At 40.3% G+C, this 23,150-nt stretch carries 26 protein-coding genes and 3 riboswitches; of the genes, 8 read left to right on the top strand and 18 right to left on the bottom strand.

What is annotated here, in order from left to right:
- The first annotated feature begins 87 nt into the window (after window positions 1-87).
- Both AAZR19_RS02030 and AAZR19_RS02025 read left to right on the top strand, forming a co-directional pair.
- Complete coding sequence (locus tag AAZR19_RS02030) at window positions 88-804, top strand: DUF1836 domain-containing protein (RefSeq protein ID WP_434702169.1); 717 nt, start codon at window positions 88-90, stop codon at window positions 802-804.
- 123 nt (window positions 805-927) lie between these two features.
- Window positions 928-1,122, top strand: a complete 195-nt coding sequence (locus AAZR19_RS02025; RefSeq protein ID WP_076840939.1) for an alpha/beta-type small acid-soluble spore protein — start codon at window positions 928-930, stop codon at window positions 1,120-1,122.
- 38 nt (window positions 1,123-1,160) lie between these two features.
- Here the strand turns inward: AAZR19_RS02025 and AAZR19_RS02020 are convergent, their stop codons facing one another.
- The 4 genes from AAZR19_RS02020 to AAZR19_RS02005 all read right to left on the bottom strand — a co-directional run bounded on the left by AAZR19_RS02020 (window position 1,161) and on the right by AAZR19_RS02005 (window position 4,992).
- Window positions 1,161-2,339: an anti-sigma factor domain-containing protein gene (locus tag AAZR19_RS02020; protein ID WP_076840938.1), complete on the bottom strand. Its 1,179-nt coding sequence runs from the start codon at window positions 2,337-2,339 to the stop codon at window positions 1,161-1,163.
- On the bottom strand, window positions 2,336-3,091 hold the full coding sequence (sigI, locus tag AAZR19_RS02015; protein WP_003210952.1) for an RNA polymerase sigma factor SigI: 756 nt from the start codon (window positions 3,089-3,091) through the stop codon (window positions 2,336-2,338). The genes AAZR19_RS02020 and sigI overlap by 4 nt, the downstream gene beginning before the upstream one ends.
- A 215-nt stretch (window positions 3,092-3,306) precedes the next feature.
- Window positions 3,307-4,098: a TerC family protein gene (locus tag AAZR19_RS02010; protein ID WP_041116428.1), complete on the bottom strand. Its 792-nt coding sequence runs from the start codon at window positions 4,096-4,098 to the stop codon at window positions 3,307-3,309.
- Window positions 4,099-4,129: 31 nt separating this feature from the next.
- Window positions 4,130-4,300, bottom strand: a riboswitch (yybP-ykoY riboswitch).
- A 77-nt stretch (window positions 4,301-4,377) separates the two neighbouring features.
- Window positions 4,378-4,992, bottom strand: coding sequence for a DedA family protein (locus tag AAZR19_RS02005; RefSeq protein WP_025092317.1), 615 nt, complete (start codon window positions 4,990-4,992; stop codon window positions 4,378-4,380).
- 246 nt (window positions 4,993-5,238) lie between these two features.
- Between AAZR19_RS02005 and AAZR19_RS02000 the strand changes: the two genes are divergently transcribed.
- Entirely contained in the window at window positions 5,239-7,659 is a 2,421-nt protein-coding gene (locus tag AAZR19_RS02000; protein WP_434702166.1) for a bifunctional diguanylate cyclase/phosphodiesterase, read from the top strand.
- A gap of 30 nt (window positions 7,660-7,689) precedes the next feature.
- Here AAZR19_RS02000 and AAZR19_RS01995 read toward each other — a convergent pair whose 3' ends face one another.
- From AAZR19_RS01995 to AAZR19_RS01985, 3 genes are all read right to left on the bottom strand, one after another.
- On the bottom strand, window positions 7,690-8,154 hold the full coding sequence (locus AAZR19_RS01995) for a MarR family winged helix-turn-helix transcriptional regulator (RefSeq protein ID WP_087975546.1): 465 nt from the start codon (window positions 8,152-8,154) through the stop codon (window positions 7,690-7,692).
- Between the two features lie 357 nt (window positions 8,155-8,511).
- Complete coding sequence (locus AAZR19_RS01990; protein ID WP_041106000.1) at window positions 8,512-8,676, bottom strand: hypothetical protein; 165 nt, start codon at window positions 8,674-8,676, stop codon at window positions 8,512-8,514.
- Window positions 8,677-8,713: 37 nt separating this feature from the next.
- Window positions 8,714-8,869: a hypothetical protein gene (locus AAZR19_RS01985; protein ID WP_087975683.1), complete on the bottom strand. Its 156-nt coding sequence runs from the start codon at window positions 8,867-8,869 to the stop codon at window positions 8,714-8,716.
- A gap of 192 nt (window positions 8,870-9,061) precedes the next feature.
- On the opposite strand from AAZR19_RS01985, the gene AAZR19_RS01980 reads away from it, so the two are divergent.
- A complete protein-coding gene (locus AAZR19_RS01980; protein WP_024424656.1) occupies window positions 9,062-9,391 on the top strand; it encodes a MerR family transcriptional regulator in 330 nt (109 codons plus the stop codon).
- A gap of 34 nt (window positions 9,392-9,425) precedes the next feature.
- Here AAZR19_RS01980 and AAZR19_RS01975 read toward each other — a convergent pair whose 3' ends face one another.
- The 7 genes from AAZR19_RS01975 to AAZR19_RS01945 form a co-directional block, all read right to left on the bottom strand.
- Window positions 9,426-9,824, bottom strand: a complete 399-nt coding sequence (locus AAZR19_RS01975; RefSeq protein ID WP_434702163.1) for a hypothetical protein — start codon at window positions 9,822-9,824, stop codon at window positions 9,426-9,428.
- 102 nt (window positions 9,825-9,926) lie between these two features.
- Window positions 9,927-11,285, bottom strand: a complete 1,359-nt coding sequence (gene mgtE / locus AAZR19_RS01970) for a magnesium transporter (protein ID WP_039178033.1) — start codon at window positions 11,283-11,285, stop codon at window positions 9,927-9,929.
- Between the two features lie 208 nt (window positions 11,286-11,493).
- Window positions 11,494-11,658, bottom strand: a riboswitch (M-box (ykoK) riboswitch).
- Window positions 11,659-11,790: 132 nt separating this feature from the next.
- Window positions 11,791-11,931 (bottom strand): hypothetical protein, encoded by a 141-nt coding sequence (locus AAZR19_RS01965; protein ID WP_087975549.1) that lies wholly within the window; start codon window positions 11,929-11,931, stop codon window positions 11,791-11,793.
- 76 nt (window positions 11,932-12,007) lie between these two features.
- Window positions 12,008-12,526 (bottom strand): PepSY domain-containing protein, encoded by a 519-nt coding sequence (locus AAZR19_RS01960; protein ID WP_087975550.1) that lies wholly within the window; start codon window positions 12,524-12,526, stop codon window positions 12,008-12,010.
- A 93-nt stretch (window positions 12,527-12,619) separates the two neighbouring features.
- On the bottom strand, window positions 12,620-13,309 hold the full coding sequence (locus AAZR19_RS01955; RefSeq protein ID WP_041105994.1) for a PepSY domain-containing protein: 690 nt from the start codon (window positions 13,307-13,309) through the stop codon (window positions 12,620-12,622).
- A 66-nt stretch (window positions 13,310-13,375) separates the two neighbouring features.
- Window positions 13,376-14,725, bottom strand: a complete 1,350-nt coding sequence (locus AAZR19_RS01950; RefSeq protein ID WP_041105992.1) for an ATP-binding protein — start codon at window positions 14,723-14,725, stop codon at window positions 13,376-13,378.
- Between the two features lie 3 nt (window positions 14,726-14,728).
- Window positions 14,729-15,415, bottom strand: a complete 687-nt coding sequence (locus tag AAZR19_RS01945; RefSeq protein WP_163115227.1) for a response regulator transcription factor — start codon at window positions 15,413-15,415, stop codon at window positions 14,729-14,731.
- Window positions 15,416-15,858: 443 nt separating this feature from the next.
- Between AAZR19_RS01945 and AAZR19_RS01940 the strand changes: the two genes are divergently transcribed.
- The 3 genes from AAZR19_RS01940 to AAZR19_RS01930 all read left to right on the top strand — a co-directional run bounded on the left by AAZR19_RS01940 (window position 15,859) and on the right by AAZR19_RS01930 (window position 20,171).
- Window positions 15,859-16,818 carry a S8 family peptidase gene (locus AAZR19_RS01940; RefSeq protein ID WP_024424648.1) on the top strand — a complete coding sequence of 320 codons (960 nt, stop codon included), beginning with the start codon at window positions 15,859-15,861 and terminating at the stop codon, window positions 16,816-16,818.
- A gap of 112 nt (window positions 16,819-16,930) precedes the next feature.
- Window positions 16,931-17,122, top strand: a riboswitch (cobalamin riboswitch).
- Window positions 17,123-17,272: 150 nt separating this feature from the next.
- Window positions 17,273-19,561: a 5-methyltetrahydropteroyltriglutamate--homocysteine S-methyltransferase gene (metE, locus tag AAZR19_RS01935; RefSeq protein ID WP_046310735.1), complete on the top strand. Its 2,289-nt coding sequence runs from the start codon at window positions 17,273-17,275 to the stop codon at window positions 19,559-19,561.
- 139 nt (window positions 19,562-19,700) lie between these two features.
- Window positions 19,701-20,171: a nucleoside deaminase gene (locus AAZR19_RS01930; protein ID WP_075622897.1), complete on the top strand. Its 471-nt coding sequence runs from the start codon at window positions 19,701-19,703 to the stop codon at window positions 20,169-20,171.
- Window positions 20,172-20,226: 55 nt separating this feature from the next.
- Here the strand turns inward: AAZR19_RS01930 and AAZR19_RS01925 are convergent, their stop codons facing one another.
- Complete coding sequence (locus AAZR19_RS01925) at window positions 20,227-20,643, bottom strand: organic hydroperoxide resistance protein (RefSeq protein ID WP_335371670.1); 417 nt, start codon at window positions 20,641-20,643, stop codon at window positions 20,227-20,229.
- 161 nt (window positions 20,644-20,804) lie between these two features.
- Between AAZR19_RS01925 and AAZR19_RS01920 the strand changes: the two genes are divergently transcribed.
- Window positions 20,805-21,251, top strand: coding sequence for a MarR family winged helix-turn-helix transcriptional regulator (locus tag AAZR19_RS01920; protein WP_024424644.1), 447 nt, complete (start codon window positions 20,805-20,807; stop codon window positions 21,249-21,251).
- A 33-nt stretch (window positions 21,252-21,284) separates the two neighbouring features.
- Here AAZR19_RS01920 and AAZR19_RS01915 read toward each other — a convergent pair whose 3' ends face one another.
- The 3 genes from AAZR19_RS01915 to AAZR19_RS01905 form a co-directional block, all read right to left on the bottom strand.
- The gene (locus tag AAZR19_RS01915; RefSeq protein ID WP_024424643.1) at window positions 21,285-21,713 is read right to left on the bottom strand and encodes an organic hydroperoxide resistance protein; all 429 of its coding nucleotides are present in this window, start codon (window positions 21,711-21,713) and stop codon (window positions 21,285-21,287) included.
- Between the two features lie 170 nt (window positions 21,714-21,883).
- Window positions 21,884-22,018 (bottom strand): hypothetical protein, encoded by a 135-nt coding sequence (locus tag AAZR19_RS01910; protein ID WP_024424642.1) that lies wholly within the window; start codon window positions 22,016-22,018, stop codon window positions 21,884-21,886.
- On the bottom strand, window positions 22,008-23,144 hold the full coding sequence (locus AAZR19_RS01905) for a tetratricopeptide repeat protein (RefSeq protein ID WP_076840931.1): 1,137 nt from the start codon (window positions 23,142-23,144) through the stop codon (window positions 22,008-22,010). Before AAZR19_RS01905 ends, AAZR19_RS01910 begins: the two co-directional genes overlap by 11 nt.
- Window positions 23,145-23,150: the final 6 nt, after the last annotated feature.

Below are 23,150 nucleotides of genomic sequence, written 5' to 3'. Positions count from 1 at the left end.
TGAGTTTATTTTGCATTTTCATCAAAAAGAGACTATGATGTTGAATTAGATCAATAATCACGTTTTGACGTACAAATGAGGTGGAACATGGTTACTTTTAAATTAACGAGAATTGACATGACAAGACTTCTGTATTCTCTAAAAGGAGAGGGAGATCTGACTCCGCTTCAGCTTTTGAAACTATCTGTAAAAAATGGCAAGGATCATAACTATGATGAATTAAAGATCCCGTCTTTTTTTGAGAAGCTTGAACGGCGGAAGCAAAAATCAGAGCATGGTCTTTCTACAAATGAAATTGTTGAGCTTGGCAACTTGTGTGAGCTGACTTCTCTTAAATCGACGGCGATTCAAAATTGGATCAAACGTGATATTAAAGATATGATTGGCCATCCAGAGCTTGGCAAGAAGTACTCTATTGATCAGGTCGTTATTTTATTAATTGTCAGGGATTTAAAATCAGTTTTTGACTTCGATACCATTCGTATGATCTTATCTGCCTTATTTAACACCATCACAGATCGAACAGATGATATTATTAGTCCAATCCGTTTTTATGAAGCTTATGCGCACGTCCTTGATTTTATTTATCACCATACTCAATTTCCATTAAAGGAAACAAATTTACGAGAAATAACCGAAGAGCAGACAGATAAGCTCCATGACGAGTTTACAGAATTGACGAAGAGCCAATGGAATTTGATTAAAGGCATTATCAGTTCTACCGTCTTCTCTGTCTTTACTTCTCATTTGCAAAGTACCGCACAAGAAATGATGTTAAATACGCTGCAGCTGAATAAGGGATAAATAAGAACCGAGGTGACTTCCATCACCTCGGTTTTTTTGTACAGCAATTGCCAGCATAATTGCACGCCGTTTTTTTCAAAATAAGAAGGCGCATCAAACATGAGGTGAAAGGAGGAATATGACATGGCAAATCGAAATCAACTTCTTGTTCCTGGAGTAGAACAAGCTTTAGATCAATTTAAATACGAGATCGCTCAAGAATTTGGCGTCAATCTCGGTTCAGATACAGTCTCACGTGCAAACGGTTCTGTTGGCGGTGAAATCACAAAAAGACTCGTTCAACAGGCTCAATCACAAATGGGCAATCAATCTAAATAAAGACATGGTGAAATACGCCGGAGCTAATCTGGCGTTTTTTATTGTTCATATGTGTGCTCATGCCGGTTCTCGCGATAAGGAAACGGTGCACCTTTCCCTTTTTGCTTTGCATGTTCTCTTTTTTGTTCAGCGGATGGATTGTTCTGATCCCTGCCGTTTTTTTTTGCATGTTTTTCTGCATCACCACGTGATGTGCCGTTCCAGTGTCTTCTTTCATCAGGATCAGTTGAGTGATTTTTTTTTTGCTCTTTATCGAAAGAAGGATCCTTTTCTTCCTTTATCTTTTTGTCTTTGCTTTCATCATCAGGTTTTTGAGGCTTTTGAACAGATCCTTGCTCTTCCCTCTCTGGTTCTTTCTGCTCTTTGTCCTCAGCTTCAGGAGCCTCTTGATCTGGCTTCATCTCTTCGCTATCGTCTGTCTTTACGTCTTCTTGTTTGTCTTTATCTGCTTGTTCTTCATCATGTTTCTTAGGATCTTCTTCCTTCACAGCATCGTTATCTGCTGCGTCTTCATCCTCTTTGATGTCTTCATGTTCTTTATCTTGCATTTCTTGATTTCTAATATATGTTCCTGTTGAAATGCCTGCCTTTTGAGCTTTTTCTCTTGTTTCCAGGTCACTTTCCACAGTTTCCAGCTTATAATTGCGTTTTTGATATTCACCAGAAATGGTGTTGATTTTGCTTTTTACGTTTGTTTTATATGTATTGTCCTGCTTGTTTTCATAAACGGTTGAAATATAAATACTTTTAGAATTGTTCACATATCCTTTTTTGTCACAGTCATCTATAATTTCCTGCACGACTTTGGTCATGTCGTTTTTTTCTAAATCCTTCATACTCGCCAGTACTTGCTTTGCATCTTTATTCAGCGGTGTGACACCGATCACTTGATAATTGTGATCAAGCTTCAGCTCAAAGCTTGGGTTAATGTCAATTGTCATATACGCATATGCTTTTTGACTTGAGAGAGATGGCATCATAGTAAAAATTACGACAATAATCGCTGCTATTGATAGGATTCCTGCATTTAACGGACGTAAACGAAGCAGGTCAAAAAAACCGGCTCTTTTTCTTTCGAGACGTGATTCATTCGGAAATGTCACTTCTTGGCCGATTTCATAGTTTTGCTCTTCATATTTTGTCCGCAGAAATTGTCCATCAGGGGTCAGCAGCGTGACATATTTTTTGTTTTTCTCTACTATAATGCCTCTTCTCATGAATTAAGCACCCCTTTAAGGTAATCTTTCAAATACACATAATCACCTGTCATAATGATCGCCATCGCAATGATATATTTTCTATTTCTCTCAATCGTTTTGCGGCTGACTTCCACTAACTTTTCCAGCTGTTTGACGGGCAATTGTTTTTTCTGAAATAAAATGGTTCTCAGCTCATCGTGTTCAACGAGTGTATGGGCTACTTTAATGGCATTTTGCCTGGCATCTGCATGCTTTGGTGAATGCTCAAGCAGCTCTTGAAACGTGAGACCGTATACTTTCAATCGTTCTTTAAAATGTTCAATCTCTTCTCTTCTATGTTCTTGTTCAATTAAACGCCTATATTCATTTGCCGAGAGCTCTGCTTCAATCATGCTTTGAGAGTATTCGCCATTCTCACTTTCTTGCAGGTCCATTTGAACCGTTGGCGCATTTCTTGCTTCTTTTCGAATATAGTCAATCACTTTTCTTTTAATAATTAATTCTGCGAAAGCAAGCAGTGAGTTTCCTTTTTCGGCAGAGTATTTTTCTATCGCTTCATTAAAGGCTATTAAGCCTATGCTGAATTCATCATCTTTTTCATCTATATATCGTTTACAAACGGATGAAACCGTCTTAGCGACAAATGGTTTGTATTGCTCTATTAATGCATTTTGCAGTTCGATATCACCTTGTTGAATACTGATAGCCGACTGCTCTAATGTTTGCTTTTTCTTTCCTTTTTTAAACAAAAGGCTAAGCAATGGTTTCACCTCAGTTCTCCCTATATTACTCATTTATGATAGCTAATTTATGAGGGAAGCGCAAAGGAAGAAATGAGGAATTCATTTCCTATTACTCAATTATGACATGTATGTCACCATCTACTTTACAATGTTTCGTCTAAAAGCAAAGAAATAAGGGGGTATCTCCCCCTTATTTGTAATATACGTGTTATGAAAATGAAATGATATTTCTTTCAAAAAACCTACTCTCCCAGGCGTGCCTCTTGCTTCTCCTCGTTTTCCTGCCCGCCTTTTCTTGATGGGCTTGATAAAAACCAGCCAAATGCTGCAATTGCGAGAAGCACTGTCCAGAAAATGACTTTCCATAATGCTGAATGGATAAAATGAGACGATACGACCCCAATAGCTGGATGTGACAGTGTATAAAGCGTGAGCTTCACACCCACCCATCCGACAATGACAAATGCTGCTGTTTCTAGGCTCGGTCTTGTTTTGAGCAGTTTCACAAAGACCGTTGCTGCAAATCGCATAATAACAAGACCAATGATACCGCCTAAAAGAATAACAATAAATTGACCGCCATCGAGTCCGCCGATTTGCGGAAGACTTGTTTTTGGCAGTGTCACAGCTAAAGCGACGGCCGCTAAAATGGAATCTACGGCAAAAGCAATGTCGGCAAGCTCTACTTTCACGACTGTTGCCCAGAAACCGCTTTGTTTCATGTTTGTATCTGTTTCCTTTTTCTTAAATACGTGCGATTTTAAAATATGGTGAATGGAAATATAAAGAAGATAAATGGCACCAATGGCTTGAACTTGCCACACATCCACTAAAAACGAAATAAGAAACAGAGAACCAAATCGCATAATAAATGCTCCTGCAAGTCCGTAAAACAGTGCCTTTTTTCTTTGTTTTTCTGGAAGGTGTTTGACCATCACGGCCATGACCAGCGCGTTATCAGCTGCTAAAATCCCTTCTAATCCAATCAGTACGAGCAGAACCCACCCGTACTCTAAAATAATGGCTGCATCCATCATCATTCCTCCTTGTTTTTTTCTATTGTCCCACAACAGACAAAGGCTTATGAATGCAAAAAAGACCTTTGCCTGTAATGGCAAAGGTCTTGCTAGACATGTGATATGTAGAATCATGCCAACAAAGCCGATGAACATCAGTCCATGTAATGACGACTTTGTTTCCGGTAAAAACCGGACGCTACTCCCCTTTGGCGGGATTTAGAATATTTAGATTACTTATATCATAATCAATAGACACTCGATTGTCAACAGGTGACTTTCTGTTCGATCCATTGATTAGGCAGTTGGCGTTTCTGTTTTTCTTTTTCTTCGTTTTATCAATAGGTAGACAACAAACAATAACACAACACCGATCCCAATTGGTAAAAGATAAGGATCTATCATGGCGCCAACCTCTTTCCAATTCTCCCCAAGCATAAACCCAAGATACACATACACAAACGTAATTGGTGTAATTGCCAAAAACGTATACAGGCAAAAGACCCACACATTCATCTTGGCAATACCGCACGGGATGGAGATCAGCGTTCTGACTCCTGGTATGAACCGGCCGCTGAATGCGACGAATCCGCCATGCTTTTCAAAGAAAGCATCCGATTTATCAAGCGACTCAGGTTTTATAAAAAAGTACTTTCCATATTTATTTAAAAAGGGTCTGCCGCCGTAACGTCCTAACCAGTACAAGGTCAAAGGGCCAGCCACGCCGCCAATAGAGCCGGCCGCCACAACACCGATAAAGGCCATGTCTCCTTCTGAGACCCAGTAACCCGCAAGAGGCAAAACCACTTCAGCAGGTACAAATTCAATGCATAATGCGAGGAAGATGCCAAAGTATGACAAGTTCTTAAAGGCATCAGCTAAAGAAATAATAAAATCTTCGATGTTTATCAATCCCTTTCACACATAATCATTTGACTGATTCTATCTCTTTTAGAATCACACCATATATTAAACGAATAAAACCGAAGAAACGATTCGCTTTTTATCGTTTTTTTACATTAAATTTGATTTTACTATAAAAGAAGGGTGAAAAAAACGTTGATTGTTGTATTTAAGTGAAGGAAAGGTGAACACAGAAGCCATTCGATCCGATATATTAAGTATATGTCTGTTTTAAGATACAGGAGGTTTTCTTACATGACCCATTTAACAGGAAGCTACAATGGATGGCTTGTCTTTCTGTCAATCGCTGTCGCCGCTGTCGCCTCCTACTCAGCTCTTCATATAGCCAGCAGGGTAGCACAGTCAAGCGGTGCAAAGAAAAAGGTATGGCTGCTCATTGGTGCAATGATCATGGGAATGGGGATATGGTCGATGCATTTTATTGGCATGATGGCATTTCAAATGCGTGTTGGCATTACATATGATACATCCTTACTGATTCTATCGATTTTGGCCTCATTTATCGGATCCTTGATCGCTTTTTCAATATGCATTCAAAAGCAGCTCTCTACAAGACGGCTGCTCATTAGTTCAATCACCATGGGTACAGCTATTTGCAGCATGCATTATCTTGGAATGGAATCAATGGCCAATGTCTCAATCAGCTATGATCCCGTCCTCTTTTTTCTTTCATTTTTCATTGCTGCCATTGCCTCCTACTTTTCATTGAAGCTCTTCTTTCGTGTTGAGCACATTAAAAGTAAACAGAAGAATTATCTTTTAAAGAGCTTTGGTTCAATGTTGATGGGCGGTGCTATAGCAGGTATGCATTATACTGGTATGGCTGCCTCTACCATGTTTTATCATTCAAATGGACAGGCTGCTGCAGGTGGTTTTCTTGAAATGTCACCTTTTAGTCTGTCGCTTTTCATCGGATTGATGACACTTATTGTCCAAACGCTGATGATCTTTGGTGCCTATATTGATCACCGGATCATGACGCAGTCAGATCAGCTGAAAGAAAATGAACAGCGGTTTCAATCGCTTATCAAACATAATATAGACGGCATTATCGTGTTATCTGTCGATCGAAAGGTTCTTTCTGCAAATGACTCTGGTAAACAAATCTTAGAGTTGTGCAATTCTAAGATTGGTGATGATCTCAGCCAATATGTGATGCCGACTGAGTTGTGGGAAGAATTTATTTCTCAGTCAAAAAAAGCCATCACACGCGAAGCAGAACTGAAAGCAGCAGATCGTTTTTATTATTATCATGTCACTTACATACCTGTTCATGTGAACAATTCACTCGACAGCATTTATCTTGTTTTAAAAGATTTAACGCAGCAACGGATTGCAGAAAAGGAAATTCATGTGATGGCACATTATGATGCACTAACAGAGCTTCCTAACCGCCGCCACGGCATCAATCATTTAAATGATGTTCTCTCCGCTCAAGAAAAGTCAAAAACATCAACAGCGGTTCTGTTTCTGGACTTAAATCGTTTTAAAATTATTAATGATGCACTCGGGCATAACATAGGAGATTTACTGCTGAAAAATGCCGCAAACAGACTGACGCAATGTTTACCGGACAATGGCTTTATCGCAAGACTTGGCGGTGATGAATTTTTAATGATCTTTCCCCACATGGATCATGATACACATAAAATCGAACAATTTTCTAAAAATATCATCCATCAATTTGAACGTCCTTTTTTCATCCAGAACCATCAGCTCATTACTTCGATCAGCATTGGGATCGCCATCTCTCCGCAAAATGGCAAAGACGGGATGGAGCTGATGAGAAAAGCCGATATGGCCATGTATTTATCCAAAAAACATAAGCAAAGCCGATATGAGTTCTTTACCGAATCCATGGAAAGATTAAGTGAGGACAGGTTAAACCGGGAGCTGGAGCTGAGGGATGCCATTCAAAGAGAGCAATTTGTCCTTCACTACCAGCCGCAAGTCAGTGCCAAAACAAGAAAGATGACTGGGGTTGAAGCCCTTTTAAGAATGAAGGCACCAGATGGTTCCTTAAAATCACCTGAGGCTTTTATAGAGCTGGCAGAGGAATCAGGTCTGATCATTGATATTGGCAGATGGGTCATTGATACGGCTGGCAAGCAGGCAAAAATGTGGTATGACGCTGGGCTGAAGATCCCTGTGGCTGTCAATTTATCTGCGAAACAATTCAATTCTGAAGACTTAATTGATTTAATCAAGCTGACACTGAAAAAATACGATCTGAAACCATCACTCTTGGAGCTTGAAGTCACAGAAAGTATGACAATGGACAATATCAAGCAATCAAAACAGGTGTTAACGTCGCTAAAACAGCTTGGCGTCCGTATTAGTATTGATGATTTCGGTACAGGCCACAGCTCATTAAGCTATTTAAAGGATTTACCGATTCATCGACTGAAAATTGATAAATCCTTTATTGAGGATATTTTAAGTGATTCAAAGTCTGAACAGATTACAGGGGCTATTATAGCGATGGGACACCAATTATCTCTCGAAGTGATAGCAGAAGGTGTTGAAACGTTTGCACAGGCTCAGCTATTATCTGCCCAGGGCTGTGACGACCTGCAAGGGTTTTATTATGCCAAGCCGCTGCCAGCAAGCGATATTGAAAAATTCATCGCCTATCCGGCGCTGCTTGACACATAAAAAAGGTGCCATCATTGGCACCTTTTCGTTTTATCTAAATAATAAATGCTGACTGTGAATACCTGCTTTTTTCAATAGACTAATCAATTGCTCTTGTTCTTCACGTGTCAGACCAGAGAATGCACGCGCAATCCGAAGAGAGTGGATCGGATAAATCTTGTCAAGATAGCTTCGCCCTTTTTCCGTTAAATGGGCATAAACCGACCGTTTATCCTTGGGGTCCTGTTCTCTTTCAATGAAACCATTTCGTTCTAATTTGTCAATTACGTACGTCACATTCCCGCTGACAAGCAGGAGTCTTGAGCCGATTTGCTGAAGCTTTTGAGCACCTCTTGTGTACAGTAATTCAAGAACGGCAAATTCAGTTGGATTGAATCCATGCTCTTTGCTGTCTCTAATACTGTGTTCTGAAACGCTTTTAAATGCTCTTGCAAAAACCTTGTAAAGCGTCATTGAGCGTTCTACTTCTTCTTCATTAAACGATAGTCTCATCACATATCTACCTCTTATAATATTTTTTTAACTTCAAGGCTGTCTTGCGGTGCAGTTGGAGCCTTTCGTAAAAAATAGAAGTACGTTTTTGAAAACCCTTTCAACCACATAAGTGACTCCATTCGTGTTATGTATAAGGTTTCGATATAAACTTTTAAAATCCTTCTTATTTTTCACAATCATCTCGAAAAAAAGCTTTTTCAGCAAACCATCAAGATGCGACACACTTTAACAAAATCTGTAAAGAATCTATGGTTTCTTACACTTCATTCGCCAAATTTCTACAAAATTCAATATTGCTATAATATTAAACACAAAAAAAGAACCCTTTATGTGACATACGCACATTTCAAGGGATTTTTACAGATAGCGCTCTGTTTTGTTGAAAAAGAAATGATACTCTTTTTTTAAGTCACTAATTGTCATGTTCTTGGCCGCATCAGGGCTGTAAACTCCTAATGAACATAGCTGCTTCGTATAATAATGTCTTTCCTTTGCTAAAGCTTCTTTTAATATACGCCGCACCAATTATCCCTCCTATCAAGTGATTTGGATCGGGTGCTTATGAAGACTTCTTATACAAATCATTTTGCATGGCTCTTAGAAGCGCATGTGCATTCTGACCTGCAGCCTGCATGAATTGCTCAAGCAATTCATCCCTCTTCACATCTAATGCGATGATTTCTTTTGCCATACGAATGATCTGTGCTTGCTCCATCATATGCTCCTCCTCCTATGTCAATTCACCATGATTATATGCCGCCGTAAGATGTATTGCACACTCTCTGTTATCTTTCCTTCCATGGTTTTTTCATTTTTTTCGTTTTTGTGTTATATTTTCTAACAAACGATAGGTTTTTTCACTTCTCGTTCTATATAATATGAAGAAAAGACTTGCAGGGGTGAGTATATGACGCAGGAAGATGTATCTTATAAAGATAAAAAAGTCATTTCAATCGGGATTGTCAGTGAGTTAACAGGGCTTTCCGTCAGGCAAATCCGATATTATGAGGAACGTAAACTCATTTACCCCCAGCGCTCAACAAGAGGCACACGGAAATATTCTTTTGCAGATGTTGAACGTTTGATGGACATCGCCAATAAACGAGAAGACGGTGTGCAGACAGCTGAAATTTTAAAAGACATGAAGAAAAAAGAACAAGCGCTAAAAAGCGGACAATTTAAGAAAAAAATGCTGGAAGGCCAGATTAACGCACACTTTCGGTATAAAAATCGTTAAACAAAAAAAGAATCGCTCTTTTGAACGATTCTTTTTATTTAGAGGAAGCTTCAGTACCTTCTACAACCCCTACAAAGTCAATCAGCACGCCGCCTCTTTCAGGGTCTTCTTTCACCCGCAGGGCAAGTGCCTTTTTCTTCCCGGTTTTTGCATCTTCATAATTCGCATGGAATACATGAATGCTGGCTTCTTCCAATTGAAAATCCTCATAAGAAAGCGTGTCTATGCCCCATTCTTTTTTCAGTTTCAGAATGTCTTCCGGGCTCGGGACCGCACCTTCGACGTAGATGTCTTCCATTTTTCTTTTATTTCCTTCGGTGATGGCTTCAAGCATATGTTCTGCAGCCACTAGTCTCCGGTCTTTCCCCTCGTCCTCCCTTTGACATGCACTCAGTAAAAGCATACACATCAAAACGAATAAGAATTTCTTCATGTTTCTCTCCCACCTTCTCCTTAAAATGTAAAGGATGGAAGCGCTATATGCAATCTTTATACAAAAAAAGACTGTAAAACGTCATGTTTTACAGTCTTCTTGCTACATAAGTGTATGAAGGAACGCTGTCGCAATACCAAAATAGATCAGCAGTGATAAAATATCGTTCAATGTTGTAATCAGCGGCCCAGATGCAATCGCAGGGTCGACGTTTAATCTGTGTAAAATAATAGGCACGATCGTACCTGCCATCGTTCCAATAATCAGTGTGGCAAGCAGTGAGGAACCGACAACAAATCCTAAAATCATATTGCCCTGCCACACCATTGCGACGACTGTAATAATGATGGAACAGACAATCCCAATGTAAATACTTGTTCGGAGCTCTCTAAAAATCAGGCGCATAATGGTTTTTTTCGTTAATTCTTCTTTTGAAAGTCCTCTAATGACGACGGCAAGCGACTGTGTGCCTGTATTCCCTGTCATCCCGGCAATCATTGGCATGAAGAAGGCTAAGGCGACGACTTGCTGAAGGGTATCTTCAAAGTAATTTAAAATACTGCCTGAAATCAGCCCAATGAATAAGAGTAAAATGAGCCACGGGAGACGGCGGTATGCCGCAACAAAAGCGGGCGTGTCGAATGTAATATCTTTACCAGAGGCAGCGAACTTCTCATAGTCTTCTCCTGCCTCTTGAATGACGACATCAATGATATCATCGACTGTGACGATTCCGACCAGGACATTGTTCTCTTCTACAACAGGAATAGCAAGAAAATCATACCGTTCAATCAGCTTTGCGATTTCCTCCTGATCCTGAAAGGCTCCAACGGCAATGACTCTTGTAAACATAAGATCCTGCACTTTTTCATCTGGTTCACCTAAAATGAGATCCCGGTACGACAGAACCCCTACAAGCTGCTTTTGATCATTAATGACATATAAATAGTTGATCGATTCTGCAATTTCAGCAAAGCTTTTCAGCTTTACAACTGCGTCCTGAACCGTATAGTGCTGAGGAATCCATACGTATCGGTTGGTCATGATCCGGCCTGCTGTCTCAGCAGGATAATTCATGAGAAGCTGGACGGCCTTTGATTCCTCTGCCTCCATGTTTGATAAAAGCTGATCTTTCAGCTCATCATCCATTTCATCAAACAAGTTGGCTAGGTCATCGTTATCCATTTTGTTTGTGACGAAGGTGGCTTTGTCTTTCCCTACTTTTTCAAGCACAATTTCTTGGTACTCGCGCTCAAGCTCACCCATCATTTCCGTCACATCATCGACTGTTAAGAAGCTGAGGAAACGGCCGCGGTGTTTTTCTGGAAGTTCTTTAAATAAATAGGCCATATCATATGGCTGAAGTTCTTCCATAATGTTTTTAAATTCTTTGCGTTTGCCATCTCTTAATAAAATAATGATTCTTAAAATGAGTTCATCGTACGTAATGTTCTGTATCATCGCTGTTACCTCCCCAAAGTCAGGAGATACCCGAATCCCTTAGAATGTGCGGGGGTCAGGATCTCCTCTGTCTGATGCGTCAATCTGATCTTTTGACATACTCTCTATGTGTCTCGAATCGGGATGATCCATCCCCACACCTCCTTTTCTCATAAAAAAGCACCTTCAACCGAATGAAGGCGCTTTGTAAGCATGACAAAATAAACACTTGCTCCTTCAATCGTAGAGCTTTAGCACTGTATGGCATAGGATAAAATCCAGCTGCATTAAAAATCACCTTATGTCGATGATTTCTGTTGACCCATTGGCGTCTTTGGACATTTTTGGGCAGCAGCGTATCTCCATACAGGAGCCTCACCTAACGAAGTCTCATATTGTTAACACACTGAGATTACAGAAAAAGCGGAATGATGTCAATAAGCAAGATGCCAAGTATCCTTATGTATTCGCTTACTTTTCAAAAAAAGAGCGATAGACAGCTCAGCCATCGCCCTTTCATGTTTTTTTATTCTTCTTCCGGCTGATTCATATCCTCTTGGGAGAGGAGATGAAAGGAATCATGCAAAAACAAAGCATATCCTTCTCCATCAGGATGCGGAACGTATTCCGCGTGATCCATTGTGTGCTCTTCTTCTTTTTTCTTCATATTCTCTCGCCTCCTTTCCCGTAGTTTGTCCCAATGAAAAAACCTTACACATGAAAGTGTAAGGTTTGGTCATAGCTTAATCATCCCATTCTTGCTTCAGGATTTTGCCCGTTTTAGCGGAAATCTCAAAATCAACTTCTTCGCCGTTTGGTGTTGTGATTTCAACTTCATAGATATACACACCATTTTCTTTATCTAGATCAGAATCGGTGACTGTACCTTTTACTTTTGCAAGAGCCATTTTTTCAGCTTGTTTTTTCGTGATCTTCACGTTCTGTTTCTTTTCTTTGACTGGATCATTCAACGCTTTTCCAGTTTTCGCATCGACATATACTTTATATTCAAAGCCGCCTTTTTTAATCTCGACCTCATACACCCATTTTCCTTTTTTACGCTCAAGATCCACATCGTCCACATAGCCTTTCACCACTTTTAAGGCTGCTTTTTCAGCTTGTTTCTTTGAAACAAATGACGATTTCTTTTGCACGACTTGCTCGGCGTTTGCTGTTTGATTTGTATTTTGCGCTTGAAGTGTGAAACCACCTGCGACAAGAGTTCCCGTTAATGCTGTAGCTACTAGTACTTTTTTCATCATGTTCATTTCCTCCTCTGTTTGATTTCTTCTATATCTTAAAAAAACAAGATGATAAAGGAAGGAAAGAAACATGAGAATATCATGAGAAAAGGATTAGTTTTCGTACGTAATGCCCTCAATGTCTCCTGTATAGGCGTTCACAAGCACCTCTGCCTCTCTGCCGTCAGGCAAATCCAGCTCTACCTCAAATACGAGCATACCGCTGAATGTTTCAAGATCAGCATCATCCACTGTTCCGCCAACTTCTTTGACGGCAATTTGGATGGCCTCCTCGACGGTGATTTTCGTGAGCTTCTTTTCTTTAGAGGTTGGTTTTTTCTTTTCTGCTTCAAGCACCTTAAATGACTGTTTGTCGACCTCGACTTGATACAATTCTTTTTTTGATTGGATGGTAAAAATGAAACGATCTGACGTCTCCTTTTTTTGAATGACGGTCCCGCTCACCTTTTTAACAGCCACCTCTTCTGCCTGGAGCTCAGCATTTTTTTCATTTGGCTTCTGATAGCTTTTTAACTGTCTAATTTCTTTCATTTGACCGCTTGCAGAAGATGCAATGATTTGATAGATGCCATTTGCATTTTCCAGCGTCATTGTATAGTCCTGTTTATGATTGATTAAATCAATATGTGTAATGTTTCCATTGTAGTCTTTTGCGATCATTTTTTTCATTTCTGCTTCACTTAATATTTTTTGATCAATGGTTTGGATCATGAGCATTGCAAAGGCCGCAAGAATCACAAGACATCCTGCGAGCGCAAGCACCATTTTCGTTTTTCTAGACATGCAGCGCCTCCTTCCTATTTCCTATTTTATAAGGAGGAAATGAGAAATTGATGAGAAAAGACCCATTTATTTCTGAAAAAGAATGGTCATGGCTGTCCCTTCGCCGATACGGCTGTCTACCTTCAGCTCGGCCTCATGTTCTTCTGCAATTTGCTTCGCAATTGAAAGACCGAGTCCGGTTCCGCCCGTCTCACTGTTTCTCGCTTCATCCACACGGAAAAAGCGGTCAAAGATTTTCGGCAGATCCTCTTCTTTTATGCCAATTCCTTGATCAATCACTGAAATAAATGGCTTGTCTCCTACCCATCCGCAGGTCACATCAACTGGCTCTCTGCTATATTTGACCGCATTATCAATTAAGATAGTCAAAAGCTGTTTGATTTTCTCTTCGTCCCCTTCTGCGATCAGCGGCTGATCTGTCTGCACATGAGATTGAATCGTTCGATTGGTGGCCACTTCAAGTGTATGACATAGCTGTTTGCACAAATGACCAAGATCAACCGGCTTCATATCCAAGTATAACGGCTGGCCGTTTTTCGCCAATGTCAATAATTGATCTGTCAGTCTTTTCATTTTTTTCGCTTCATCATGAATCGCTTGGGAGGATTCTTCTACAACCTCTGGACGTGTTTGCCCCCAGCGTTTGAGTAAATTGCTGTAGCTCATAATGACGGTAATCGGTGTCTTCAATTCATGGGAGGCATCATGCAAAAATTGCTGTTCTTTTTCATAATGCTTCTCGAGAATCTCGGACATTTCATTAAAGGTTTGTCCCATTTGATATAGTTCATCCTTTGAATCGCCTGTTAATTCAATTCGTTTAAACGCCTTCTCTTTCATACTTGCCTTCATAGTACTCGTCATTCTGCTAATCGGCCGGACAATTTGCTTTGTTAAAACGTGGCCTGCAAAATAGGAAAGCACAATAAACAAAACGCCGGTAGCGATTAAAATCATTTTTAATAACGCTAAGTTCTCTTCCGTATTTTCGATTTCTTCATATACTTGAAGCGACATAATCTCACCATTTGTCCAAATGACCGGAATAGCAGCGAACGCAATCATATGCTTATTGTATTCTTTGATTTCTGCTGTCTGACCAGATTCGTATGTAAAAGGCAGTGAGCTAAACGTTGATTCCTTTGTGACAGTCAGTTTTGACTCTCCCGTTTCTGTCACGACACGGATCATACCATTTTGAGGCAGGTACGCCTTCAGCAGCTCCGAGGACGGAAGACCCTCTTCCTCTGATTTTTTTAAAGCAATCGCAATATTTTCAGCCACCTCAGACAAGCGGGACATATCTTTTTGCGTCAAGGTCATCGAAAAAATAAAATAAATGGCTGTATGAAACAAGAGCACCATTAAAAACAAAGACAACGACGTATAAAGCTGAATCTTATTTTTTAATCTCATTCTTTATCCTTTCATCACATAACCCACACCTCTCACTGTGTGAATCAGCTGTTTTTCGAATGGGTAATCGATTTTTTTCCTTAAATAACGGATATAGACATCTACCACGTTTGTATCACCGAAATAATCAAAACCCCAAACCGCTGTTAAAAGCTGATCTCTTGTGAGCACTTGCTGCTGATGGTTCAGTAAGTGAACAAGCAGGTCATATTCTCTCGGTGTGAGTTCAAGCATTTGCCCAGCCCTTTGTATTTCTCTTGTTTTCTCGTTGACCGTTAAGTCTGCTATGCTCAGCTCTGTCTCCTTTTCTTCTTGTGACTGTATATTCAACCTTAGCTGTGCGCGAATTCGCGCTAATAATTCTTCTATGTCGAAAGGTTTTGTTATATAATCATTCGCCCCAAGATCGAGCCCGCTTACTTTATCAGGAACACTTCCCCTTGCTGTAATCAAAATAATAGGTGTCGCTGTATTTGTCTTCCGAACCCTTCTCAGCACTTCAAGCCCGCTTAACTCTGGAAGCATGACGTCAAGCAGTACCAAATCGAAGCTATCTTCTTCAAGAGCCTGAAGCCCGTCTATTCCTGTCTCTTTGACTGTCACCTCATATCCTTCATATTCAAGCTCAAGTGACAGCACCCTTGCGATTTTCTTTTCATCTTCGACTACGAGTATCTTCCCTTTGTTCATCTCTATCTCTCCTATCTAAAAGGCAAGCTTGTCTTTCCATTATTATATGTTGCCTTTCTTATTTGGAACAGTCACAATCTTCACATCTATTTTTTTATGGAGGGAATTATTTTTGAGAAAAAACATTTAACTTGAACCTTCTTCTCAATTTGTTACTTCATCTCATTATTTTTTAGTCTGCCTCTTTTAGTTCTATTCACCCATTTTGTTCTGTACAGGTGCAACCTCACTATGCAGCATTTCCTTCTTTTTCATATGATATCAAGAGTTTTCTTCAAAAGGTGAGCTCTTTCGTCAATATGTGAGGAGAACTGCACTTTTGATAATAGATTGATTATTTGAAAAATTATTACAATTGACCCTTTCCGATCAAAAGTTTCTTTTATACAATAACATTATGCAGCCTGAATCTACTTTGAAAACAAAATAAGGAGGGCTTTCTTATGAAAGGTGAAATTCGCTTAATTCCGTATGAAGTAAAAGCCAATGTGATGGAAGCGAAAGAGACGCCGGAAAGTATTCAGGAGATTAAAGCACCCGAACTTTGGTCAAGTGGCTTCAAAGGAAAAGGCATAACCATTGCTGTCCTTGATACAGGCTGTGACACAGAGCATCCCGACTTAAAAGATCAGATTATCGGTGGGAAGAACTTTACCGATGATGACGATGGAGATGCTGAAAATGTAAAAGACTACAATGGGCATGGCACCCATGTAGCAGGAACGATTGCCGCAACAGATCAAAATGGCGGAATTTTAGGGGTTGCCCCTGAAGCCAAGCTTCTCATCGTGAAAGTTCTTGGCGGTGAAAATGGCAGCGGAAAATATGAGTGGATCATTGATGGCATCAACTATGCCGCAGAGCAGAAGGTTGATATTATCTCCATGTCTCTCGGTGGTCCAAGCAATGAGCCTGCCCTGCAGGAAGCCATTCAAAATGCGGTAAAAAGCGGTGTGCTTGTTGTGTGCGCAGCAGGAAATGAAGGGGACGGGGACGAGCGTACGGAAGAGTTCTCCTACCCAGCAGCATACAATGAAGTCATTGCCGTCGGTTCTGTTTCCCTTGCTAGAGAATCCTCTGAGTTTTCTAACGCCAATAAAGAAATCGACCTCGTCGCTCCAGGAGAAGACATTTTATCCACTCTCCCTAACCATAAATATGGCAGGCTCACAGGAACTTCAATGGCTGCCCCTCACGTAAGCGGTGCACTAGCCATTATTAAAAATGCCGAAGAAGAAGCGTTCCAGCGCAAGCTGACAGAGCCTGAGGTTTATGCTCAGCTTGTCAGAAGAACCCTCCCATTAAAACAGTCGAAAGCCCTTGTAGGGAATGGATTTTTATATTTAACTGCGCCTGATGTCCTTTTAGAAAAAACATTGGAAGCAGATCTTTTATCTCTATAGCTTAAATAGAGGTCCTGAGAAAAGATAGAATTTTCTCAGGATTTTTTTAATTAAAATTATTCAAAATTTACTTTGACGAAATGAAGTGAACGTTATATAATCGAACACAATAAATTCATAGTTTGAGAGTCGGTAATTCGATTACACGTCGAATTTTAATTGGGAAGACCGGTGAAAATCCGGCGCGGTCCCGCCACTGTGAGTGAGGAGAGCTTTTCTCAGGAATCCACTGTCATTAGGATGGGAAGGATGAAAAGCTTGCAGATTCACCAGCCAGGATACCAGCCGCTCTATCACATCAAACCCCCTACGGTTGATAGGAGATGTCGGAAAAGCGTCAGTGATACTCACGCCTTATTTCGCACACACATTTTGTCTTTTAAACCAGACATTTACCTCATCAATCATGATCATGAGCGTAAATGTCTTTTTATATTTAGAGGAGGAATTGGAATTGACAATTGTTAAAACAAGTAATCTAGGCTTTCCGCGAATTGGTTTAAACAGAGAATGGAAAAAAGCACTTGAGTCTTACTGGAAAGGTCAAACAGACCGCGAAACCCTCTTAAGCACACTGGATGAACAATTTTTAACTGCCATTAAAACACAAATCGATCAACAAATTGATGTTGTTCCTTCTGGAGACTTTACCTTCTATGATCACGTGCTGGATACCGCTGTTATGTTCAATTGGATTCCAGAGCGCTTCCGCAGCTTAAAAGACCCGCTAGATACATACTTCGCGATGGCAAGGGGAACAAAAGATGCCGTCTCAAGTGAAATGACAAAATGGTTTAATACAAACTATCACTACATCGTTCCAGAATACGAAAAAAGCACAGAATTTAAACTCACACACAACAAACCGCTTGAAGCTTACGAAAAGGTGAAAAAGGCGTTTGGTGTTGAAACAAAACCGGTTGTACTTGGTCTATATACATTTGTCTCACTTTCTAAAGGTTATGAAGCAAATGAAGTGAAAGAAATCCAGCAGCGTCTAGTGCCGCTTTATACTCAGCTTTTAAAAGAACTTAAGGAAGCAGGCGTCAAATGGGTTCAAATTGATGAACCTGCACTTGTCACAGCTTCAAGTGAAGACGTAAAATCCGTAAAAGAAATCTATCAAACGATCAAAGAAGCCGTACCTGGGTTGAACATTCTTCTTCAAACATACTTTGATTCAGTAGATGCGTATGAAGAGCTTGTCACATATCCTGTTGAAGCAATCGGTCTTGATTTTGTCCATGATCAAGGGCGCAACCTTGATCAAGTGAAAAAGCACGGCTTCCCGAAAGATAAAATTTTAGCAGCAGGCGTCATTGATGGAAGAAATATTTGGAGATCAGACCTTGGCGAAAGATTATCCTTTATTTCTGAAGTCATTGCTGACGTTCAGCCGAAAGAAGTATGGCTGCAGCCATCAAGCAGCTTACTGCATGTGCCAGTTGCCAAACACCCAAGCGAACAGCTTGAAGAAAAACTATTAAACGGACTGTCTTATGCCACTGAAAAGCTGGCTGAATTGACACTGCTAAAAGAAGGTTTAACAAAAGGAGCAGCTGCCATTGATGCTGATATTAACGAAGCAGCACAAGCACTTCTTACCTTAAAAGAGTTCGCAAAAGGAACAAATGCGGATCTAACAGCGGAACGCAACAATCTTTCATCGAAAGATTTTAAACGTCCAGCTGCCTTTGAAGAACGCCTGCGTATCCAAAACGAATCTCTTGAGCTCCCGCTCTTGCCAACAACAACAATTGGCAGTTTCCCACAGTCTGCCGAAGTGCGCAGTGCTCGTCAAAAGTGGCGCAAAAATGAGTGGACAGATGCAGAGTATGATGAGTTTATTAAGAAAGAAACAAAACGATGGATTGATATTCAAGAAGAAATTGGTCTGGATGTGCTCGTACATGGAGAATTTGAACGTACAGACATGGTTGAATACTTCGGTGAGAAGCTAGCCGGATTTGCCTTTACGAAATTTGCTTGGGTACAATCCTATGGATCACGCTGCGTGAAGCCGCCAATCATTTATGGAGATGTAGAGTTTACAGAGCCAATGACAGTGAAAGAGACGGTTTACGCACAAAGTTTAACAGAGAAAAAAGTCAAGGGCATGCTGACAGGACCTGTTACCATCTTAAACTGGTCTTTCCCAAGAACAGATATCTCTCGCAAAGACATTGCTTTCCAAATCGCTTTCGCTTTGCGTAAAGAGGTAGAAGCTTTAGAAGCAGCTGGTATTCAAGTGATCCAAGTGGATGAGCCAGCGCTAAGAGAAGGACTTCCGCTCAAAGAAAGTGACTGGGCAGAATATTTAAACTGGGCAGCAGAGTCATTCCGTTTATCCACATCATCCGTTCAAAATGAAACACAAATTCATACACATATGTGCTACAGTAACTTCGAGGATATTGTCGATACCATCGAAGACTTGGATGCTGACGTGATTACAATTGAACATTCACGCAGTCATGGCGGATTCCTCGATTACTTAGAAAAGCACCCGTATTTGAAAGGACTTGGACTAGGCGTTTATGATATCCATAGCCCGCGCGTTCCATCTGTTGAAGAAATGAGCGAAATCATTGATGATGCACTGAACGTTTGTCCGACAGATCGCTTCTGGGTGAATCCCGATTGTGGTCTAAAAACTAGACAAGAGCCTGAAACCATTGCTGCTTTGAAAAACATGGTCACAGCTGCTGAAGTCGCTCGTAAAAAGCTGGCGCAGCACGCATAATTGAATGTCTCTCCCCTGCTGAACTCAGCAGGGGTTTTTTATGCGCAAATTGGCCTGTTCGATCTCCTACTATGATGATTTCTTTTCTAGCATGATTCGTTTATACTAGAGAAGTCAGTCGAACAAAGGGAGGAAGACAATGAATCACGAAGATTTTTTACAACGCGCAATTGATCTTGCAGTAGAAGGAGTCAATAGTGGTACTGGCGGCCCTTTTGGAGCAGTCATTGTCAAGGATGGTCAGATTATTGCCGAGGGCAGCAACAACGTGACAACGAGTAACGATCCAACCGCACATGCAGAAGTCACAGCCATTCGCAAAGCGTGCCAAACTCTACATACATACCAATTAGAAGATTGCATTCTATACACAAGCTGCGAGCCTTGTCCGATGTGCCTTGGCGCTATTTACTGGGCTAGACCAAAAGCTGTGTATTTTGCTGCTGGACATCAGGATGCAGCGGATGCTGGTTTTGATGACTCATTTATTTATGAAGAAATCAACAAAGAATACGAATCAAGAAATATACCATTTTATAAGCTGACACCTCAAAAAACCCTTGCGCCATTTGAAGCATGGGAAACATACGATAAAAAGAAAGAATATTAAAAAAAGACACCTGCTCGTAAGCAGGTGTCTCTTTTTTCAGCGTGATAGAAAACTTTTATTTAGCCACTTCAAGCTCTACTTCAATGTTCCCTCTTGTTGCTTTTGAATATGGACAGAATTCATGTGCAGCATGGACAAGCTCTTTCACTTTGTCATGATCATGACCTTTCGCAGATACAATCAGCTTTACGCCAAGCTTAAAGCCGCCGTCACTTTCATCTTTTAAAAGACTGACATGTCCTTCTACTTCCGATTCTATTTCTATCCCTTGCTTCTTCGCTACCTGCTCTAGTGCTCCTCCGAAACAAGCTGCATAGCCTGCTGCAAATAATTGCTCTGGGTTTGTACCAGTCTCTCCATCTTTCTTAGCGTTAGGCATGACAATGTTATGATCGAGCACACCATCCTCTGAACGAACATGTCCAGCTCTTCCATGCTCCGCCTTTACTTTTGCTGTGAATAATGGTTTCATCTTCATCTCCTCCTTCATCTATTCATCCTTTTCACGTTCTATTCATTTCTCAAACATTTATGGCACATTGAAGAATTTTTCATTTTTCGTCTGTATTTATTTTAAAAAGGAAGAAAATCTTATACAATGATAAGTATGACAAAAAATAGTTGGTGACTGACATGACAAATGAATTTGAACATATGAAGCTGGAAAATCAGCTTTGTTTCTTGTTATATGCAAGTTCACGAGAGATGACGAAGCAGTATAAACCGTTGTTAGAAGAATTAAACATTACGTATCCGCAATATTTGGCACTGCTTTTATTGTGGGAGCATGGAACATTAAATGTGAAAACGATGGGAGAGCTTCTCTATTTAGACTCTGGTACACTCACGCCCATGCTGAAACGAATGGAGCAAAACGGACTCATTATCCGAGAACGTTCGAAAGAAGATGAGCGGTCTGTACAAATTCGTTTAACGGAATATGGAGAGCAGCTAAAAGAAAAGGCCACTGCGATTCCGTCTCACATGCTGACTGGGACAGGAAGATCGGAAGAAGAGCTAAAAACACTGCGTGCCTCTTTACATGAGCTTTTGCAAAATTTAACACAATCAAAAGGCTGAGGGAATGTTCCCTCAGCCTTTTATTGATATCTATTATTGTGCGACAGCTACTAGTTCTACTTCGATGTTTCCTTGAGTTGCTTTTGAATATGGGCATACGCCGTGTGCTTTATGAACAAGTTCTTCTAATGCAGACTGCTCAATTCCAGTTCCCTTTACTTCTAATTGAACACCTAGTTTGAAGCCGCCATCTGAACTGTCTTTTAATAAGCTGACATGTGCTGTTACTTCACTTTCAAAACGGATACGCTCTTGTCTTGCGACCATTTGAAGGGCTGAATCAAAACATGCAGAGTAGCCTGCTGCGAATAATTGCTCTGGATTTGTTGCTTTTTCAAGTTTTTTTGCTCTTGGTGTTCCAGGCATTGCTACATCATGCTCAAGTACACCATCTGTTGAAACAACCTTACCTTCTCTTCCTCCGACAGCTGATACCGTTGCTGTAAATAAAACGTCTGACATGAATAAAACCCTCTTTCTCTCCAATAATATTTTCTACAATTGAATTGTACACAATTTAATTTGCGGAGTCAATCAATTAATACTCTTTTTTAAGCTTTCCTGCCTGAACCCTTTTTATGAGCATGTCCGAAAATTGTTAGACAGTAAAAAAAGCCCTTTAACAAGGGCTTTTAGATCGTGTCGTGCTGCGGATTCGGTTGTTCTAGCGTATGGTTTCTGTTATCTGGGTCGGCATTTGCTGCTGCCAGCCACAATGCCATGATGGTGATGCTTGTACAGACGACTGCCCATTTTTTAAAATTCATATAAACAATCCCCTCTCTGAATATAGATTCGAGCATGTTCCGCTTCCCCATAGAACATGGAAGATTTTTCATAATCCCCCATTTCATTATAATACTTTGCGGTATCTAATGCCAGCTCCTCTATATCTGGATATGCATAGGCAGACTCTAAAAAATGGAAAATCCGTTTAATATGCTCAGCATCTTGTCTTAAATACAATGCTTCTAGAAATATGGTTTTCTGAAGATGAATGTCATCTTGAAGAGCTTCTGCTCGCTTCATACATTCTTCTCTGTAGTGTAATGCTTCATCGTGTTTTCCTTGTTTGTATAATATCTGAGCGGCTGTATAAAGAGGGTCTATAGATCGACGAAGATGATCGGATTGATTTTGATCAAATAACGAGATGGATTCTTTCATTAATTCGAGTGCGCGGCCCAAATCTCCCATTCGGTAATAACTGTTGCCCATATTAAACAAAGAGGAGGCAATAAAACGCACATTTTGAAACTCTCTTGATCTCGCAAGTGCTCTTTCGAGATGTGGTAATGCTTTTTCATGCCTTCTCATATCATCGTAGTTACCGGCCACAATAAATTCACACTGAATCGTGCGAAGCGCATACAGTTCATGCTGAACATAAACATCCAGCGCTAGTTTAGCATGGTGCATTGAGATATGTGTTTGTTTCATGTGATAATATATTTCTGACATTTTAAAATGAAATTCCGCACGTTCAATATCATCTGATACAAAAGAAAGCTTGTGCTCTGCCTTTTGATAAGACGATATGGCAGCAATATACTCCCTCCGTCCGAATTCATACATGCCTCTAAAAAAATGATAGTAGTATTCAAGCATGCCTGTGACATGCGTTTGATGCTCATCTATTTCTTTCGAAAGCTCGGAAAAGTTGGCGCGAAGCTTTCCTTCCTTTAATGGCTTTAAATAATCGAGCATGACCTCATGCCTAAATTCCATTAAAGAAAAATAGAGAAGCAAATTCTGATCTTCTTCCATTGAATCAAGAGAGGTGCGAATTTCCTGTTTTAACTGTTCTGCTTGTTCTGAATCAAATCTGCGGATTAATTCATACCACTTGTTGATTTTCACTCCAATATCCGAAGAGGGAATGATTTTCGCCATACGTTG

The sequence above is a fragment of the Bacillus sp. Je.9.29.b genome (assembly GCF_051129925.1).
GTDB lineage: Bacteria > Bacillota > Bacilli > Bacillales > Bacillaceae > Bacillus > Bacillus safensis.
The sequence above is the reverse complement of the archived record's forward strand: the minus strand, read 5'-3'. Positions and strand labels throughout refer to the sequence as shown.

Coding starts and splice junctions, on each gene's coding strand:
- AAZR19_RS02030 (WP_434702169.1), top strand. CDS start 88: ATGGTTACTTTTAAATTAACGAGAATTGACATGACAAGACTTCTGTAT.
- AAZR19_RS02025 (WP_076840939.1), top strand. CDS start 928: ATGGCAAATCGAAATCAACTTCTTGTTCCTGGAGTAGAACAAGCTTTA.
- AAZR19_RS02020 (WP_076840938.1), bottom strand. CDS start 2,339: ATGAGAAGAGGCATTATAGTAGAGAAAAACAAAAAATATGTCACGCTG.
- AAZR19_RS02010 (WP_041116428.1), bottom strand. CDS start 4,098: ATGGATGCAGCCATTATTTTAGAGTACGGGTGGGTTCTGCTCGTACTG.
- AAZR19_RS02000 (WP_434702166.1), top strand. CDS start 5,239: ATGACCCATTTAACAGGAAGCTACAATGGATGGCTTGTCTTTCTGTCA.
- AAZR19_RS01985 (WP_087975683.1), bottom strand. CDS start 8,869: ATGGAGCAAGCACAGATCATTCGTATGGCAAAAGAAATCATCGCATTA.
- AAZR19_RS01980 (WP_024424656.1), top strand. CDS start 9,062: ATGACGCAGGAAGATGTATCTTATAAAGATAAAAAAGTCATTTCAATC.
- AAZR19_RS01975 (WP_434702163.1), bottom strand. CDS start 9,824: ATGAAGAAATTCTTATTCGTTTTGATGTGTATGCTTTTACTGAGTGCA.
- mgtE (WP_039178033.1), bottom strand. CDS start 11,285: ATGATACAGAACATTACGTACGATGAACTCATTTTAAGAATCATTATT.
- AAZR19_RS01965 (WP_087975549.1), bottom strand. CDS start 11,931: ATGAAGAAAAAAGAAGAAGAGCACACAATGGATCACGCGGAATACGTT.
- AAZR19_RS01960 (WP_087975550.1), bottom strand. CDS start 12,526: ATGATGAAAAAAGTACTAGTAGCTACAGCATTAACGGGAACTCTTGTC.
- AAZR19_RS01955 (WP_041105994.1), bottom strand. CDS start 13,309: ATGTCTAGAAAAACGAAAATGGTGCTTGCGCTCGCAGGATGTCTTGTG.
- AAZR19_RS01950 (WP_041105992.1), bottom strand. CDS start 14,725: ATGAGATTAAAAAATAAGATTCAGCTTTATACGTCGTTGTCTTTGTTT.
- AAZR19_RS01945 (WP_163115227.1), bottom strand. CDS start 15,415: ATGAACAAAGGGAAGATACTCGTAGTCGAAGATGAAAAGAAAATCGCA.
- AAZR19_RS01940 (WP_024424648.1), top strand. CDS start 15,859: ATGAAAGGTGAAATTCGCTTAATTCCGTATGAAGTAAAAGCCAATGTG.
- AAZR19_RS01930 (WP_075622897.1), top strand. CDS start 19,701: ATGAATCACGAAGATTTTTTACAACGCGCAATTGATCTTGCAGTAGAA.
- AAZR19_RS01925 (WP_335371670.1), bottom strand. CDS start 20,643: ATGAAACCATTATTCACAGCAAAAGTAAAGGCGGAGCATGGAAGAGCT.
- AAZR19_RS01920 (WP_024424644.1), top strand. CDS start 20,805: ATGACAAATGAATTTGAACATATGAAGCTGGAAAATCAGCTTTGTTTC.
- AAZR19_RS01915 (WP_024424643.1), bottom strand. CDS start 21,713: ATGTCAGACGTTTTATTTACAGCAACGGTATCAGCTGTCGGAGGAAGA.
- AAZR19_RS01910 (WP_024424642.1), bottom strand. CDS start 22,018: ATGAATTTTAAAAAATGGGCAGTCGTCTGTACAAGCATCACCATCATG.
- AAZR19_RS01905 (WP_076840931.1), bottom strand. CDS start 23,144: ATGGCGAAAATCATTCCCTCTTCGGATATTGGAGTGAAAATCAACAAG.